This is a genomic window from Stieleria varia, assembly GCF_038443385.1.
Lineage (GTDB): Bacteria > Planctomycetota > Planctomycetia > Pirellulales > Pirellulaceae > Stieleria > Stieleria varia.
On record NZ_CP151726.1, the window covers coordinates 5,187,432 to 5,205,772 of the forward strand.

At 54.9% G+C, this 18,341-nt stretch carries 11 protein-coding genes; 5 read left to right on the top strand and 6 right to left on the bottom strand.

Annotation, left to right across the window (positions count from 1 at the left end; translation table 11 throughout):
• Window positions 1–40: 40 nt before the first annotated feature.
• The 4 genes from Pla52nx_RS17485 to Pla52nx_RS17500 all read right to left on the bottom strand — a co-directional run bounded on the left by Pla52nx_RS17485 (window position 41) and on the right by Pla52nx_RS17500 (window position 6,420).
• Window positions 41–1,738, bottom strand: a complete 1,698-nt coding sequence (locus Pla52nx_RS17485) for a phospholipid carrier-dependent glycosyltransferase (RefSeq protein ID WP_197454892.1) — start codon at window positions 1,736–1,738, stop codon at window positions 41–43.
• A gap of 53 nt (window positions 1,739–1,791) precedes the next feature.
• Window positions 1,792–2,985: an LptF/LptG family permease gene (locus tag Pla52nx_RS17490; RefSeq protein WP_146522062.1), complete on the bottom strand. Its 1,194-nt coding sequence runs from the start codon at window positions 2,983–2,985 to the stop codon at window positions 1,792–1,794.
• A 42-nt stretch (window positions 2,986–3,027) separates the two neighbouring features.
• Complete coding sequence (locus tag Pla52nx_RS17495) at window positions 3,028–5,532, bottom strand: glycosyltransferase (protein WP_146522061.1); 2,505 nt, start codon at window positions 5,530–5,532, stop codon at window positions 3,028–3,030.
• 510 nt (window positions 5,533–6,042) lie between these two features.
• A complete protein-coding gene (locus Pla52nx_RS17500; RefSeq protein WP_146522060.1) occupies window positions 6,043–6,420 on the bottom strand; it encodes a BlaI/MecI/CopY family transcriptional regulator in 378 nt (125 codons plus the stop codon).
• A gap of 291 nt (window positions 6,421–6,711) precedes the next feature.
• Here Pla52nx_RS17500 and Pla52nx_RS17505 point away from each other — a divergent pair, with 291 nt between their 5' ends.
• The 5 genes from Pla52nx_RS17505 to Pla52nx_RS17525 all read left to right on the top strand — a co-directional run bounded on the left by Pla52nx_RS17505 (window position 6,712) and on the right by Pla52nx_RS17525 (window position 15,163).
• Window positions 6,712–8,088: an OprO/OprP family phosphate-selective porin gene (locus tag Pla52nx_RS17505; protein WP_231742291.1), complete on the top strand. Its 1,377-nt coding sequence runs from the start codon at window positions 6,712–6,714 to the stop codon at window positions 8,086–8,088.
• Window positions 8,089–8,231: 143 nt separating this feature from the next.
• Entirely contained in the window at window positions 8,232–9,587 is a 1,356-nt protein-coding gene (locus Pla52nx_RS17510) for an NAD(P)/FAD-dependent oxidoreductase (RefSeq protein WP_146522058.1), read from the top strand.
• 26 nt (window positions 9,588–9,613) lie between these two features.
• Entirely contained in the window at window positions 9,614–10,753 is a 1,140-nt protein-coding gene (locus tag Pla52nx_RS17515; RefSeq protein ID WP_146522057.1) for an HlyD family secretion protein, read from the top strand.
• Window positions 10,750–12,951, top strand: a complete 2,202-nt coding sequence (locus Pla52nx_RS17520; protein ID WP_146522056.1) for an ATP-binding cassette domain-containing protein — start codon at window positions 10,750–10,752, stop codon at window positions 12,949–12,951. The genes Pla52nx_RS17515 and Pla52nx_RS17520 overlap by 4 nt, the downstream gene beginning before the upstream one ends.
• Before the next feature lie 334 nt (window positions 12,952–13,285).
• Window positions 13,286–15,163, top strand: a complete 1,878-nt coding sequence (locus tag Pla52nx_RS17525; RefSeq protein WP_231742289.1) for a heavy metal translocating P-type ATPase — start codon at window positions 13,286–13,288, stop codon at window positions 15,161–15,163.
• 150 nt (window positions 15,164–15,313) lie between these two features.
• Here Pla52nx_RS17525 and Pla52nx_RS17530 read toward each other — a convergent pair whose 3' ends face one another.
• Together Pla52nx_RS17530 and Pla52nx_RS17535 are read right to left on the bottom strand one after the other, a co-directional pair.
• Window positions 15,314–17,440 (bottom strand): hypothetical protein, encoded by a 2,127-nt coding sequence (locus Pla52nx_RS17530; RefSeq protein ID WP_146522055.1) that lies wholly within the window; start codon window positions 17,438–17,440, stop codon window positions 15,314–15,316.
• The gene (locus Pla52nx_RS17535) at window positions 17,437–17,949 is read right to left on the bottom strand and encodes an RNA polymerase sigma factor (RefSeq protein WP_197454891.1); all 513 of its coding nucleotides are present in this window, start codon (window positions 17,947–17,949) and stop codon (window positions 17,437–17,439) included. The genes Pla52nx_RS17530 and Pla52nx_RS17535 overlap by 4 nt, the downstream gene beginning before the upstream one ends.
• Window positions 17,950–18,341 lie beyond the last annotated feature (392 nt).

Sequence of the window (18,341 nt, forward strand, 5' to 3'; positions counted from 1 at the left end):
AATGACCACGATAGCAATTTGCGTTGCGATTTTGGCCATTCTAACGACGCTCTCCATTTTCGTCGCGCGCTACCCGCGGCACGGAATCGTTGATTGGCTCGGCAATGTAGAGGTGTTCGTGATCGGTTGTCATGACCAGTCGATGCGAAGATGCGATGGCTTCTCGCGTTAACGCAATGTGTTCGTCCGCCGTCACCACGATGGCAGATTGATGTCGCGCCATGAACTCAACAAACTGTTGCCGCTGTTCCATGGGAAAAAACTCGTACTTCATTTCGGGAAAACTCATCCGCACTGCATGCGGTTTTTCGCCAAAGAATACCACCAACCTCTCCGGATACTTTTCGACAAGCGTCGCCATCTGGACGTGCATAGAACGTGCATAGGAAGCAGTTGCCAGCAGTTTTGCAGATGCGAATCCCAGTACGATAACACCAACGAAAGCAGTCGCGGCCCATGCAACCGGCTTCGCAGATATCTCGTTCTTCCACAGCCAGATCGTCGCGATCGTCCCCGCCACACTCAGCGAGGCAGCAACAATTGTTACCCACGTGACGGCGCCCGCGATCCAGCAATCGGCGACGATGAGTCCCATCCACACAATCAGAACCGTCAAGATGGTTCTCTGTGGAAAGGTTTTCATCAAGCAATCCAGCCGAACGGTCAGTTCAGCACCGCAGAGCACGCGATCCACCAGCGTCCCTGAGATCAAGCAAAGCATCGGGATCGCTGGCAGAATATAAGTCGGCAGCTTGCAACTGGACAATGAAAAAAACAACAGGGTCCATGCAGCACTGCAAAACAAGAACCCGAGACTCTTGGTTCTATGCGCGCCAACGCGTTGCGATCTGCTAGCGAGAAACATTCCAACCAACGGCATCAACAGCGATGTGGGAAACATTCCCAGCAGTACGACGGGAATGTAAAACCAAAACGGCTCACGATGATTTGAGCCTTGGGTGAATCGCTTGAAGTTGTGTTCCCAAAAAAAGTAATCCATGAATTCGGCATTTCGCAATGCGACGGCAATATACCAAGGCGTGCAAATCAACAGCATCGGGACGATAAACACGGCCCACTGTAGAACTCGAGGACGAGTGTGATCGGCACACAGCCAGCCGCTTGCCACCAACGGAGGAGCACACAGAACCAGCGCCACCGGTCCTTTGGTGAGGACTCCCAGTGCACACGCAAATGCCGCGAGTGCCCACCAGGACCAACTGAACTTTGTTTCACGAACTGCCAAATAGCTGGAGAGCAAACACAGGGTGGTAAAGAAGGTCAGCATCGCATCCAAAATGACGAAGCGTCCAGCCATGACAAAGCCACCGCACAACGCCAACGCGATGGCGGCAACCCATGCTGCGCGACGGCCGACGATCTTGCTGCCCAAGAGATAGACCACGACAATGGTCATGATGGCAGACAGCGTCGAGGGAAACCGAGCAGCAAACTCATTTTCTCCCATGAATCTCAGGCTCAACGCGGTGCACCAGTACATCAATGGTGGCTTGTCGAGATAGGGCTGACCATCCAGCATCGGTGTCACCCAATCACCGGTCTCGATCATGTTCAACGCGATCTGAGCGTATCTCGTTTCATCAGGCTCGATCAGCGGATAAGACGGATTGAGCAAAAACACGGCGGCAGATGCCAGCAACAACGTCGCCCACGCCAACACATGACGGGGCGCAGATGACTGAGAGGCGGGGGTCGGTTGAGCCGTTGCGGGGAACATCGAATCGTTCCACCAACGACGAATACGAGATTTGTAGGGTAAATACATGAGTATCAGGCGGGGCGATAAACCAGGTTGCGGATCATGACAATGCTGGTGGCGATGAAGACCAGATTGGCAATCCAAACGCCTTGCGCGATGATCCGCCCATCCTTGGCCATGTCCACCGTCAATGCGAACAAAGGGTAGTAAACCAACAGAGTTGGTAAAAAGACGATACCGAACGCAGTCATCGTGTCGGCTGTGCGTAGACGAATTGCCAGTGGGATACCGATCATCGACATTGCAAGACAAGTGAATCCGCTTGCCCAACGGCGGTGCATCTCTGCGTTGAGTCGATGAAGCCGCTTTTCGCTCGCGTCAAGACCTGCGGCGCGACTTTGCAACTCAGCACCGGCAAGTGCATCGTTTCGGCTGGAGAGCAGGCTAAACCCGACTTGGACGGCGATCTCGCTTTCTCGCCGCTGAATGTCAGCAGCTTGACTGACCGAAGCCGCAGGCAAGTCGCTCATCGGCATGTGAGAGGGATTCTCCGTCAGCAAATCCAATGCAGGGCCGGACTTCAGTGGAATCCGTTGCACATAAGTGTCCGGAAAGTGAAACGACGCGACATTGCCGACCTTGGCTGCCCCGTTGGTCAAACACAGCTTGATGGCTTGCTCATCCTCCTCATAAGTCAATACGGCTTTGCTGGCAGTGATGGTGACCAGCTCATTCTTGCTACGACGAAAATGAATGACCGGCTCCAGCAAGTCCTCCCCGTTGACTTCACGAACACGCAAAGAGAGCGGACCTTGTTGAAAGTAATGTTCACGCTGCAAAACACCATACGCAACTCGCTCCACCGAGGACATCACGACATTCTGAACGCCGTAGAATCCCCATGTGAACGCTACGTTGATCAGCCCGACGGTCAGCACGCTGAGCATCGTGGTCAACGCGATCGCGGGCCACATCGTTGGAATGGGTGAAATGCCAACCGACTGCATCGTCGTGAACTCGTTGTTGGCAGACATCCGCCCGTAGACGACGCAAACGCTGAAAAGTGCGGTCCCTGGGACAGCGAGCGACAGTGCATCCGGCAATGCAAAGGGAATGAGTTGCATGACACCGATGACACCGAGGCCTTGATTAAATGCCTCGCGTGCCACCCCGATGAACATGACCATCAGCGTGATGACAAATAGCGATACGATAAACATCAATGAGATGTCGCGTAACACTCGTCGTTGAATCGTAGTCAGCACTCGATCACCTCCTTTGCTCTCGGTGTCCCGTGACGGTGACGGTCATCTCTGAACTTCGCCACCGACGGACTCAGGCGTCCGTGCAATGCGTTTCACTGACTCTGGATTTCGTACTTCGTAGACCGATGCCATTCCACGTTCACCAAGTGGTGTCAAGCGAGCGCTGCGGGGCAGGACTCTCCGCAATGCCAGCACATTGACATCGTTGTCGATGATCAGCAGGCATCGATCATTTTGCGAAACAAACTCCGGCAATCTGGAGTCGCCGAAGTAAGGAAAGTTGACGATGTTGCTGCGATTTAAATAGAACGGAACTTCAGAAAAATCATGGTCGACAGTTACGATCGGAGCGTTTTCTTGCGAGGCAAATGTTTCAGCAAACGGCGATGTTTCGCCCAGCAATGTCTGGGACCTGCTGTACGCCGGAACCATTTGGTGCATCACCATCACGGAGAACAAAAACGCGACACCGGCCGTGGAGCCCCACGCCAGCTTGGCTTGAAAGCGATCCCCCATCAACAACACCGAGATCACCAGCAGGGCCGTCCACACCATCGCCCAGGCGTAGATCGAAACGGACGATTCACCCACATACAGCATCACAAAGAACACAAAGCCGACGGCAGCCAGACAGGTGGTTGCCGTTGCCGAACGAGCCGACCAGAAACGGGCGAGCCAGAATTGGCCTTCCGTGGACCTGGACCGCAGTACCAAATCCAGGTAGTGGCCGATCATCAGCGCCAGCGCGGGAGCCGCGGGCAGCAGGTAGGCTGGCAGCTTTCCTCTCGATACTGAAAAGAAAGCAAAGCACCAGACGCTCCACAGCATCAGAAATCCAACGTACGAAGGCCGCAACCGGCGAACGTCCTCTGAATGTCCAAACAGAAACCGACTGTACGGAACCGTCAAAAAGGACCACGGATGACCGGCAATCAACAACACCGGAATGAAGTACCAAATGGGCTCAGCGTGAAACTGGCCGGTGAAGCGTTCGATGTTGTGACGCACGAAGAGTTCGTAGACGAAGTCTGGCGATTGCAGGGAAACCGCTACCAACCAAGGCGATATGACCGCCGTCACCACCGCAGCAAAGATGCTGTAGTCAGCCCAACGTGGTTTGGTGACCGACTGAGTCAGCCATGTGAATGCAAAGACGGGTGGCAACCAGAGCACGATTGCAACGGGACCCTTGGTCAAAATGGCGAGCCCGCAGAAGACACTCGATAGCACCCACCAACTCATCTTTAACTTCGTGCCGCGAATCGCTTCGTACGCAGAGCATAACGACAGCATCATGAGCAAGGTCAGGACACCATCGAGCAGCAAATAGCGACTGTTGAACACAAAGCCGACCGAAAGCATGAGCACAACGCCGGCGATCAGACCCACTCGTCGACCGAGAACTCGCGACCCAAAAAACATCGTTGCTGCGACCGTGGCAAGCGCAGCCATCGCCGGGACCAGTCGTGCCGAGTATTCGCTCGTGCCGAAGATGCTAAAACTCAACGCACACAGCCAGTAAACCAACGGCGGCTTGTCGTAGTAGGCTTCAAAGTTCAATTGCGGCAGCACCCAGTTCCCCGTCGCGATCATCTCGCGAGAAACCTCCGCGAAACGAGTCTCATCTCGATCGATCAATGGGTAGCCGAGGTTGGAAAAAATGAAGATCGCCGCGACGAGCAGCAAGCCGATTTGCAAGTATCCGCTGTTGGACGCGAGCCTCGATTGATTCGCCTGGAGCTCACTGGCATGCTGTGAAATCTCGACGGACACCGCTTCGGTCGCCACCGCGGGGAACTGAACCGCGTTCCACCAATAGCGAACCAGGCTCATCAGGACCTTGGGAATGTGCCTGATCGAAACCGTGCTAGTCCCCTGGGTGCGTGGGCGGTGCGAAACACCGACTTCGACCACGCTACGGCCTTGCTGCTTGGCTTGGACCAGCAGTTCCGAGTTCACCAAGAACCCATCGCCAGTGATCTCAAGGTCCTTGGCAACCTCACGATGAAACATCTTCAAGGCGCAGTCCACGTCACGTACTTCGGTACGCAGCAGGATGCGAACGAGCTGGTTGTAAACTTTGGAATAGAGACAGCGAAGCGCAGTGTCTTTGCGATCGATTCGATAGCCACAGACAACGTCGTACCGCTTGGAGAGCAGCACAAAACGATCCAGCTCGGTCAAATCGAACTGACAATCCGCATCGGTAAAGACGACCAGATCCTTTGTTGCCGATGAAAAACCTGTACGAATGGCGGCACCGTATCCCTGATTGACTTCGTGACGCACCAAGCGGACGCGTGGATTGTCGCCGGAGCACTCTGTCACCAGTTCATGCATGCCGTCCGTGCTGCCGTCATCGACAACGATGATTTCGTAATCGGCGCAGATCTCGCGGAGCGCCTCATCGGCTTCTGTGATCGCGCTGACAATACACTCGCGTTCGTTCCAGGCAGGCAGAATCAGGGAGATTGCAGCCTCGGAATCGCCTGCAACGCATTGCTGAGACGACGCCTCGCGACAGGTGGTTTGTTCGGGCTGTTGCATCCTTGCATCCCTGAAAAACGATTGATGTACTGGTTGAGAGAACGATAGCTTTGCCTGTGATCGCGTTGCAACATCAACTCCCAAACTTTTAGTAGTTCATCGTGCATCCGGGGACAGAGCTGGACCGCTCAAAGATTCGTGTTGACGCTGCTACTATTATTGTCTTTGTTTTTAATCCACCTGTCGCAATCAGAGTGAGCCTCAGGCGCTAGCCGTGGGCCGGCACCACAATCCGCCTCAGGCGCTAGCCGTGGGCCGGCACCACAATCCGCCTCAGGCCCACGGCTAGCGGGCCGTTGATTTAATCGAAATTGGGAACGCAAGGGTGAGCCGTGGGCCGTGGGCCGTAAGGCACCGGGCAATGCGGTAGGCCCGCCCGCTTACGCGTCGCGGCTCACTCAATCAACAGCCCGCTAGCGTCTGAGGCTCACTGGGGCCGCCAGCTTCGCCGCCAGTAGGGATAATCCTGGTTTTTTCGGGTCGGGCGATCGACTCCAATTCACCCGGCCCTCATGAAACCTCCAGGCTTTCTGCGGCCGACCGAACGGCTTTGATGTCCTCTGCTGAAACATGAGACGAATGCAGCAAGCTCAAAACCAACGATCGCGTGGACCCGCCAAACATCGTGTCGACAAATGATTTCAGCATGCCGTCACGAACGCATTCCCGCGACACAGAGGCAACGTAGGTGTTCGCGCGTCCGATTTTCTCACCCCGGCATACGATTCCTTTGTCCTCCAGGATGCGGAGCGTCGTTAGCACGGTGGTATAGGCCAAGTCGCGATCGATGGCATCCACGACGTCGCCAACAGTCACCTGTCCTTGGCCCCAGACGACATCCATCACTTCGGCTTCGCATCTGGTCAGCTCAGCAGGGTTCTTTTTCATGTGCGGCATTCTGGACGATCCTTCCATCGCGGCCGTTGGCCACCCAGGAGCTTGGTTCAATTCCTCGATTCTAAGAATGCACCTGCTGCAAACACAAGATAGATCCGGATGCATCCCGGTTACAACGACTGGGACGCTAGCAATAGCCTCTCCTGCTGCTCAGCTACTGCAGAGCCGAATAATCCGTTTATACCGCTGTCGACGCCTATTTGTGTTGAAGCGATTTAACCTCGCGCTCGGGTAATGATGACGATGGGATGCAGTAAGAAGACCGCCGATGCTAGCAACCTTGTGAAGATCCTTCTTGGTATGGTCGTGCTATCGGTTGCGGGCGGCTTGTCGACAAGATCGATCGCCCAGTCACCCCATCCCGATGTTGATGTGGCGTCAGAGCTCGCCGACTTGCAGAGTCAAATCGACGCGTTGCGCCATTCGGCTCAGGCCATTAGTTCTGAGGACGCGGCTGTTTTTGAATCGACGGAACCTGAGCACACCATAGTGATCTGCGAACCGCAGGAAACAAAGCCAAGCTTTCCCAATGTTCGTTTGACCGGATTTTTTCAAGCCGACGCGGCATGGTTTGGCCAGGATGCAAACAACATCGCTACGGTGGGCGACGTTCAGGATGGTGCCGACTTTCGACGTGCCCGATTGGCTGCCGTTGGAAAAGCATGGGACAACGTCGGCTACCAACTGGAGATGGACTTTGCGTTTCCGGGACGCCCCAGTTTCATGGACGTCTGGCTCAGCCTGGATGATATTGTCGGAAACAATGATCTGAGAATTGGTCAGTTTCGGCAACCGATGGGAATGGAGGGTTTGACAAGCGTCAAAGAACTGACGTTTATCGAACGATCACTGCCTTTCGCATTTTTGCCGTTTCGCCAAATCGGTGCGATGCTGCACGGCAACAGTGACGACGAATTGATGACGTGGGCATTTTCCGGCTATCGCTTTCCCACGGACACTTTTGGCGGCAACGTTGGGGACAACGGCGGTTACGGAATGAGCAGTCGCGTGACAGCGCTGTTGATGGACCGCGGCAACGGAGACGGCATACTGCATGTCGGAGGGGCGTATAGCTTCATTGATCCGGCAAACGACATGTTCCAGTATCGAAATCAACCTGAGATCTTTGTCTCCGAGACCGGCGGCGGAGTCCCGGCGGGTGTCCCGCCCACCGTGCCTGCCTTTGTCGACACGGGGCTGATCATGGCCAAAAACTCAAATCTGTTTGGTGCTGAGATCGCAATGGCCAAGGGCTCGTTTTATGCTCAGTCCGAAGCCCTTTATGCGGCGGTTGATCAGACAAATGGCCCGACAGTGTTTTTTCCAGGGGCCTATATGTACGCAGGTTATTTCTTGACGGGTGAGCAGCGTCAGTACAACCGATCCGGCGCGGTCTTTTCTCGCGTGGACCCCAATTGCAATGTCGGAAAAGATGGCGGAATCGGAGCTTGGGAAATTGCAACCCGATACTCATACTTGGACCTCAGCGACAAAAACATCCAAGGCGGCCGATTGAACAACCTGACGCTCGGTTTGAACTGGTACTTGAATCCGCACACCAAGTTTCAGTGGAATTACATCCACGCCATGCTGGACAGTCCAGGTAACATCGAGAGCAATGCCGACGTGTTCGCGCTGCGGGCACAAGTGGACTTTTAGAACCAACTGACGCTGGTGATTTGCCCGGTAAACGCCGCACCCTTGGCGAATGCTTGCTATCTCGCAAGAATGAAGAAACGCCCGGCGATGTGCGATCACACACAGTGGTTGCCAGAGGGGCGGAGGGAGCAGGCAGGATATCGATGTGCAAGAAATCAAGACACCACGTTGTGATCGTCGGCGGCGGATTCGGCGGCCTGGAGGTCGCCAAGCGTTTGCGTAAGGTCGACGTGTCGGTGACTTTGGTGGATCGCCACAACTACCACCTGTTTCAGCCGTTGCTGTATCAAGTCGCAACCGGTGGACTTTCTCCGGCAAACATTGCGACTCCGTTGCGATCGATTTTGCGAAAGAATCGCAATTGCGAAGTCTTGATGGCCCATGTCACGGATTTTGACGTGGAGGGCAAACGTCTGATTCTCTCCGACGGTGAACTTCGCTATGACACGCTCGTCGTCGCTGCGGGATCGACCCACAGCTACTTCGGTCACGACGAATGGGCTCGCTACGCACCGGGACTGAAAACGATCGGGGACGCTGCAGATATTCGACGACGCATCTACACGGCGTTCGAGGCCGCTGAGCGAGAGACCGATGCCGAGTTGCGTAAAGCGTTCTTGACTTTCGTGGTAGTGGGCGGCGGCCCGACCGGCGTCGAGCTTGCCGGCGCGTTGTCTGAAATCGCACGCCACACGCTCAAGAATGACTTTCGCCGCATCGACCCCACCGAAGCTCGTATCATGTTGGTGGAAGCGGAACAGCATATTCTGGCGCACTATCCCGACGATCTGTGCCGTCGTGCTGCAGACAAGGTGCGTTCACTGGGCATCGAAGTTCATACGAACACAAAAGTCACCAATGTCGACGACGAGCACGTGTATCTACAGACCAATGAGGAGTCGGTCGTCGTTGCCACTCGGACCGTGCTGTGGGGAGCGGGCGTCCGGGCGAACCCATTGGGAAAAAAACTCGCCGTTGCATGTGGAGTGCAAACCGATCGCGGCGGTCGTGTCCCGGTTGGCGAAACACTGCAAATCGATCGACACCCCGATGTTTTCGTCGTCGGTGACATGGCGATCTGTTTGAATTCAAACGGCAAACCGTTACCCGGCCTCGCATCCGTTGCCGTCCAACAAGGCGGATACGTTGCAAAGGCCATCGCCTCTCTCCAGCAGAACTCTTCGATCTCGGAACCGTTCGTCTACCGAGACAAAGGAACCATGGCAACGATCGGTCGCGCGGCTGCGGTGGCGCAAATCGGTGGTCGTCAATTTGTAGGACTGTTCGCGTGGCTGCTATGGCTCTTCGTGCACTTGATGTTGATTGTGCAGTTCCAAAACCGCGTGTTGATTCTGATTCAATGGGCTTGGAATTATCTGACATTCAACCGCAGCAACCGAATCATCTTGGGCGAACAGCCCGTACTGGTTCCCGAAGTGCCATCAAGCACGACGGCCACAGACTCGGGTAAAATTGACGATTCACCATCCGCCTCGTAATCAGGCAAGACTCAGCGTGATCGATCATGGCAAAACCACTCATTCCCACTGCGTTGATCGTGACCGCTTTACTGGGGCTGATCGCATACAGCAAATGGAATCCCCCGCCCCAGCGCGCCTCTGGTTTGGTGCAAGCAGACGAAATACGGCTTGGCTCGCGTGTTGGCGGTCGAGTCGCTCGCGTCCATGTTCAGGAGGGAGAGGAAGTCTCATCGGGCACGGTTCTGATTGAACTGGAACCTTACGATCTTCTGGAGAGAGAAAAGCAGTTGGAGTTGGAACTCGCGGTCCGCCAAGCCGAATACGAGCGCTTTCAGGTGGGGTTTCGTGCGGAAGAGATCGCGCAGGCACAGGCAAAGCTGGCACAATTGCAGGCTCGCTTGGACCTGTTAAAGGCCGGCCCACGCGAGCAAGAGGTCAAAGCTGCCCAGGGACGCGTCGACGTAGCCCAAGCAGAGCGGAAGCTGGCGGAGGAAGGATTTCAACGCATGTCCAAGCTGGCAAAATCCAACGCAACTTCATTGCAGGAACTCGATAAAGCACGTGAAAGCTTGGAGGCTGCTAAAGCAGCGTTCTCCGTTCGCCAACAAGAACTGGAATTGCTGGAGGCTGGTACGCGTGAAGAAGAACTGCGAGAAGCCGCGGCTCGGGTGGAGGAAGCATCCCAGGCCGTCGCCTTGATGCAGAACGGATATCGTCGCGAAGAAATCCAGCAGGCGAAAGCATCGCGTGACGCCGCCAAGGCCGCACTCGATGCAATCGGCAAACAGACGGCGGAACTCGTCATCAAAAGTCCCGCCAATGGAACGATTGAAGCATTGGACTTGCAGCCCGGCGACATGGTTCCACCCAATGCCCCTGTCGTGTCGTTACTCGATCGCACGCAGTTTTGGATTCGTGCCTACGTTCCGCAAAACCAACCGAGGCTACAAATCGGTCAGTCCGTGCCCATCAGTATCGATGGCTATCCGGATGAAGTTTTTGTCGGCACGATCACATTCATTGCGCGTCACGCGGAATTCACGCCCAGCAATGTTCAGACACCCGAAGAACGGTCCAAACAAGTCTGCCGCATCAAGGTCGCCCTCAACGACGACGACGAGCAACGACTGCGACCAGGCATGATGGTCGACCTCTGGCTCGACCAACTTGGTGATGAAAAATGAGCGAACCGATCATCGACGTTCGCTCGCTTTCTCGGTCGTTTGGGCCAATCGTCGCTGCTGACAATGTCAGTTTTCAAGTTCATCGCGGATCGATCTTTGGGCTGCTGGGGCCAAATGGCAGCGGTAAATCGACCATCATCCGCATGCTGCTTGGCATCCTATCGCCCACCGACGGCGACGCTAGCGTGTTGGGAATGAACGTGACATCTGACGCGGAGCGGATCAAACCGCGGGTCGGCTACATGTCCCAACAGTTCAGCCTCTACGGTGATCTCTCGGTTCAGGAAAACATCGATTTCTACGGGCGAATCTACGGTCTGGATCGTCAGCAATTGAATCAACGTCGACAGGATGTCTTGCAACTCACTGGACTGGGAGATCGTCTGGAACAGCTTGCCGAGACGCTTTCGGGGGGATGGAAACAGCGTTTGGCCCTCGCGTGTGCCTTGATTCATGAGCCGGATGTGTTGTTCTTGGATGAGCCCACTGCGGGGATCGATCCCGTCGCGCGACGCCATCTGTGGGATTTGCTTTTTGAGCTGTCCGGTCGTGGAGTGACCCTTTTTGTGACCACACACTACATGGATGAAGCCGAGCGATGCAGTGAAGTCGGCTACCTCTTTCAGTCGCGTCTGCTCGTATTGGGAAAGCCACACCAATTGAAACAGCTTCGAGAAGTCAATCCGGATGGGACGCGTCGTTTCGAAGTCCGACTGCCTGAGCCAGCCAGGTACCTCACTGCACTTCGGGAGCTATCCGATGTACACGATGCGACCTTGTTCGGCGAATCGATCCATTTGTTATTGAATGAAACGAGATCGCCCGAAGAGGTTTTCGCCGAATTGTGCGTGGACGGCGTGGAAGACATTCATGAAATCCCGCCGAGTCTGGAAGACGTCTTCGTCACGCTCACCAGTAACGCGGAGAAACGAAAAAAAGACGGCGTTGAGATCTCAGATACGCCTTTGATGCCAGCCTTGCCTCAACCCCGTGACGAGTCCCACACAGAAAACGGTCGTGCGAAACATGCGGGACGGCGCCGTCTGAGTACGTGGTCTGGCTTGTGGGCCGTGTTGATCAAAGAACTCGTGCACATTCGACGTCAACCGACCACATTGTTCTTTATGCTTGTCGTCCCTGTCATCCAGACGATCATCTTTGGATACGCGATTGACACACAGATTGAACACATTCCAACGGTTGTGTTCAACATGGATGGCCGCCAAACCTCACAAGACTTGATTTCTTCGTTTGAGAACACTCGTCGATTTCAGATCATCGACCGTGTTTCGGATGAAGAATCCTTTCTGCGAGCGATGTCGTCCGGCCGAGCTAAGGTCGGGATTCGGGTTCCCCCTGATTACGCCGATCAGATCTTGCGAGGAGAGCAAGCGGTGCTGCAAGTTCTGATCGACGGCAGCGATTCGCAAGTGGCGACGACTGCTCAAAGCACGGCGCAATTGCTCGGTCTGAATCTTTCCATCCAGATCGCAACCGCGAAAGGAGAAGCGTTGCAACTGGCTCCGGCGCGAGACTCAACAGGTAAAGGCACGTTGCCAATCGAAGTTCGTACGCGAATGTTGTACAACCCTGACCTAGACAGCTCTCATTTTTTTGTCCCCGGTTTGGTGGGGATCATCTTGCAGCTGGTCACGCTGTTTTTGACATCGTTTGCCGTCGTTCGCGAGCGGGAGTTGGGCACTCTGGAGCAACTGTTTGTGACACCGGTCGGTCGTAGCGGACTGCTGCTCGGCAAACTGTTGCCCTACGCGCTCGTCGGCTTCGTCACCCTGCTGACCGTCCTGACGGTGATGATTCATGTGTTCGGCGTCAGCATTAGCGGCAGCGTTGCGTTGCTGCTAGTGCTCTCAATGCTGTTCATGCTGTGCTCGCTTGGTCTGGGGTTATTTGTATCCACGATCGCGAAAACACAACTTGCTGCCGTTCAGTTTGCTTTCGTGATCATGTTGCCTTCGGTGCTGCTTTCCGGATTTGTATTCCCACGCAGTGAGATGCCGCTGCCGATTTACTTGGTCACCTTTGGCATTCCCGCCACGTATTACATTGAGATCCTCCGCGGTGTGGTTCTGCGTGGGGCTGATCTGGTCGATTTAGCGCCTTGGATCATCGGGCTGACCATCTGCGGATTCGTTGTCATCACGCTCAGTGTATTTCGATTCCAAAAACGGCTGCGGTAGGAGCGGCGATCCGTTTACTTGCTCGCCTTGTCGTGGGATTCGCCAGAATTCCTTTTGCGGAGGACTTCTGGCAAATCCACACCCCCACCTATTGATGAGGCGTCCTACAGGAAGACGGATCGAGGCACTGATCAGCAAGAGTCGAGCCTGCTATGATCCACCTGATCGAATTGGTTCAATGTGCTCGGGGACATATGGAAAATAACCGATGTAGCTTGGGCACTCTCGCCCGAGAGATCACGGACGGGCAAGAGTGCCCATCCTACTTTTGTTTTCCGCACGTCCCATGGCACCTGTGACAACTGCTCGTTTCGACATGCAAAAGCCCCCACTGATGTCTGATGAAGTTTCGCTAGCGGATTCGCCAACCACATGGCGTTCACGCGAGATGCTGATCGCTTTCTTTACGATTGCGATGATCTCACTGCACCTCATTCTGCGTTTTGCGGTGTCTACTTCGGAAACCACCTACAACGTGCCCTTGTGGCTGACTCTGGCGTTGGGTGGCATTCCGCTGGTTTGGGAATTGCTGAAAAAGCTTTGGCGACGAGAGTTTGGGTCGGATTTGCTGGCCGGCATTTCTATCGTCGTCTCGGCGATGCTTGGTGAGTATCTCGCGGGGGCGTTGGTCGTTCTGATGCTTTCTGGTGGCGAAGCGTTGGAGGCGTTTGCGGTCAGCAGCGCTTCCTCTGTCTTGAGAGCGCTGAGCAAACGGATGCCCTCGGTGGCGCATCGAAAAGTCGACTCGGTGGTCGAAGACATCCCGCTGAGTAAGATCCAAATCGGTGACCACTTGGCCGTCTTTCCACACGAGACCTGTCCGATCGACGGAACGGTGGTGGAGGGGCACGGTGTGATGGACGAGTCTTACTTGACCGGCGAACCGTACTTGATGTCCAAGGCTCCCGGCGCGACCGTGCTTTCGGGGGCCATCAATGGCGATTCGGCATTGATCGTCCGAGCCGACAAGTTGGCGGTCGATTCACGGTACGCCAAGATCATGGAGGTGATGCGGACGTCTGAACAAAAGAAGCCGCAAATGCGTCGGATGGCGGACACGCTGGGTGCATGGTACACGCCACTGGCCCTGGCAATCGGCGTCGTCGCGTGGATCGCGAGCAATGATCCGGTGCGTTTCCTCGCTGTGATGGTGGTTGCAACACCGTGTCCACTGTTGATTGCGATTCCCGTCGCCATCATCGGCTCCATTTCACTCGCGGCACGACGCGCTATCATCATCCGTGATCCGTCATCGCTAGAGACAGCCGACACATGCCGTACGCTGATCTTTGACAAGACAGGAACGTTGACTTACGGCGAACCCAATCTTGTTGAGCAGTTGCTGGTCGATGACAGTCGACAGCACGAACTGTTGTCCTACGTCGGCAGCTTGGAACGGTTTTCCAAGCACCCATTGGCAGGAGCGATCGTCGCAGCAGCCAATCGTGCAAAAACAGTGCAGCAAAACGTGTCGGAAGTCAGCGAACTGCCCGGCAAGGGGCTCACCGGCATCGTGGCGGGCCACCGCATCGAGGTGACCAGCCGCAAGAAACTGCTCGCCCACCAACCGGAATCTTCTGATGCGTTGCCTGCACAAGCCGGCGGCTTGGAATGCGTGATCTTGGTGGACGATCGCTACGCCGGGACCTACCGGTTTCGAGACACACCGCGTCCCGACGGCGCATCCTTTATCAAGCACCTTGGCCCACGGCACCGCATTGATCGCACGATGTTGGTGTCGGGTGATCGAGAGTCCGAAGTCGAGTACTTGGCCGAACAAGTGGGAATCAAGGAAGTCTACTCCAGTCAAAGCCCTGAACAGAAACTCAACATCGTCAACGAAGAAACCGCCAAGGCAAACACGATTTTTGTCGGTGATGGGATCAACGACGCGCCGGCACTGATGGCTGCGACCGTGGGCGTTGCCTTCGGTCAGAACAGTGACGTGACCACGGAAGCGGCAGACGTGGTGGTGATGGACAGCTCTCTCCAAAAGATCGACGAGTTTCTACACATCAGTCAACGCATGCGCCGGATCGCCTTGCAAAGTGCATTTGGCGGAATGGCGTTGAGCCTCGTGGGCATGTTTTTCGCGGCTGCTGGTTACCTGCCACCGGTTGCCGGCGCGATCTGTCAAGAGTTCATCGATGTGATCGCAGTGGTCAACGCGTTGCGAGTCGCCATCCCACCCAAGAAGCTTTTCGACTACTGATCGAGACCATGCAAGCTCGATGTTTCGACGCTATTCTTGTCAACTGAAACTGCAACCTCCCCCAGTTGCGCCGGGAGAGGTGATAGAAACTTGCGGAACGCCGCAGTACCGCAACCCCAGATTTTGAATAGCCCAGACTTACACCCAGATCTACCGATCCGGTGAAATGCCTTCTGTTGGAGAACGAACGTCGACACCGGGCAGCAGTTCTCGAAGTTTCTCGACAGGGAGTGTCCACTTGCCGTGATGTCCGACGTACAACGTCTTCAATCGAGGGAGATTCGCCAAAGTTGCCATTCCGGTGTACGTCACCGTGGTCTTCGGATTCGTTGCGTAGACCGGCGCTAGAACGAGCGTCTCTAGAAAGGGTAACTCGCACAGTTCGCTGACCGACGCATCATTGAGGTGTTCGAATGAACTCAAGTACAGCGTATGCAGGCTCGGTAGTGTTGCTAGGTTTCTCAAGCCGCCGGCGAAGTTGGATTGACTCAAGTCGAGCAATTCAAGCGACTTGAGAGACGACAGTTTGGCGAGGTCGTCGCCGATCAGACGGCGCGATGCTGAATCAAACACTTGAACTCCACTGAGAGACAGCCGCTTGAGATTGGTCAGGCTACCGATCGTGTCCAAATCACTATGTGTCAGATAGAGATGCGTCATGTCCAGTCCCTGCAGGTTCGTGAACTCTTTCAAGAATTCAAATCGCGACGAGGATCCATCTCGGTTCGGTTTCCAACTCGGATCCACTTCCCTAACGACGACTTCGTCGCTCGGTTCAGATGAAAGCTGAAATTCGATGAACTCAGGCATCATTCCCAGACTCAGGAATTTAACTCTGGATTGTTCACCACGATTGCGAATCTCCTGAAGCTTTGCGAAGCTTCGGATGGTCTCGGCGGGCAACTCGAAACGCGGTGTTGAGACTACAACGGTATTCCGAACGATATCTGGTCGCAAAACCGCATCTGGTTTCTTGGGCAGTTGATCTCGGCCAACATTTTGGGTAGTCAGATCTGCGTAAACGATCTTGTATTGATCGTTCGCGTCGGGGGAATACCAGAGCAATGGGCGATTCGGTTCATTCAACACAGCGCCACCAAAATAGTGCCAGTCATTCTCTGGCTTGAGGGAGAACTGGAACGCGATTGCCCGCCCCAGGGCGGTGCCAAACTGCATGGCGGATTCCAAAGCTTGGGCCTTTTCAGATTCAGTACCCTCATTTACCTGTCTTTCGAGTGAGTTGGAGAACTCTTTTTGGATCGCCAACGGCGTTCCGAGTGAATCATCGATCGACAACCAAAGTGGAAACTTTGACTGGTTTGCGTTTGCGCAAAGACGCAACATTTCGATGACGTCGTCAAGCGTTGGACGCGAAAAATCAGTCGCCGCATCACTTGCAATCAGGGATTCAAAACCTGCAGGCACCGTTGTCGAGAACTGCTCCTCTGCTACATCAATGTTCAGGTTGATGTCAGACATGATTCGCCACATCGGCAAGGCTTCACCATCCGTCATGTGTTCTGGTATCTCAAATCGCACCGCTACGATCACCGGAGCGAGTGTATCAACATCGAACCATGCTCTGACGATCTCACCGCCTAGAGTGGATTCATAGCCTTCCAATGTCCTGTCATCTCGCACCTGCTGCCCAAGTGACTTGATCTCTTTGTCTCCGATACGATCGGATCGAAAGTGGTGGAGCAACGCTTTAACCAGTCTCACCGGCGAAGTTGCATCTATCACGGAAGTTGCAATACCGTCGGAGACGATTGCCTGTTTCGACTCGGCCATCAATAGAACAGAGCGATTTTCTTCACGGTCAATGATTTGGACCGTGCCTAGACGCTCGTCTTCAATACGATGCTGTGATGGCGCGAGATAGATTACTTTTTGCTCGCCGCCAGTATCCCTTAGTTCATTCAGTTCACCTGTCGATGAGAATTGTACTTGGAACACCATGGATGAAAGCGACTCCAGACGTTTGACTGCCTGTGCATACACGCTGCTGCTACCAAACGGAACTCCGAGCCATGCGAAACCGCCAACGATTGCCGCCAGCACGGATGCTGCGACCGCAAACCGCAAAACCACTTGATATCGCCGTGAACTCACGCGATGGTTTGCCGGTGGAACGGCAGGATAAACCCCATCGCGAGCTCGTTGCTTCACCCGATCGATGGCATCAGCAGGGACGGGATCACTTAACACAGCCCACACGGCTGTTTCCAGTGGTGCATCCAAGTCTGGATGGTCATGGTTGTTCATACTTTCATTCATGATTTGTCTCCTAAGACAACAGCCAATTGGCTGGAAAGTTTCTTGCGAGCCTTGTAGAGCGTTGTAGAGACAGCTTCTGGAGAAAGGTCCAACGCTGTTGCAATTTCGTTTCTCGAAAGCTGCTCGAAGTATGCGAGGCTGAATATCGCAGCCTGTTGATCGGGCAAATTCCGGATCTCGTCCCGAAGCCAATTCGCGAGTTCGGTCGCGATGAGTTCTTCGTCCGGTCCCCGTTTCGACGAAACGGCTTCGGCAACCTGACAGCTGACCGGCTTTCCCCGCTCGCGTCTGAGCCGATCAATCGATCGAACAGTGGCTAGGCGAACCATCAGGCCTGTCCAGGTGCGCACAGGGCCGGATTGGTAGACGGCCATGGCCTCGACGAAGACCTCCTGGCTGACATCTTCGGCGTCATGAACTGACCCGAGAATGCGGTACGCAATGCGGAACACTCGTTCCGCGTGCTTTTCAATGACTTTTCCCCAGTCCGGGGCGGCAGGATCGGACACATTGGCTCTCCTCTGAGAAATTGGGTGACTGCCATGTGGTCGAGCCAAGCGGTTCCCCATGACCTAAAAAAGTCCCAAAAAATACGAATTCTGAATCCCCACTGAAGATTGATCCTGGCGGGGGAGGCGGTTGCTGGACTGGAACCCATCGTGAGGGGCGTCAGTTTCTCTGTGTCAAACGGCCTGCGAGGATTGTTCACCAATAAGTTTGCGACAATCAGCCGCCACGCGATAGAGAGTGTCTGGCTTAGCATGGTCGTGTTACCAATCGCTGGGTGTTGCCACAGGCCCCGCGCCGCTGGCCGTCAGGCCACGGGTTTTACGCACTGAAATGGATGCTCCATGCGTGCAAGACCCGGCCGCTCTCAGGTCGCGGCTCACTAGACGAACAG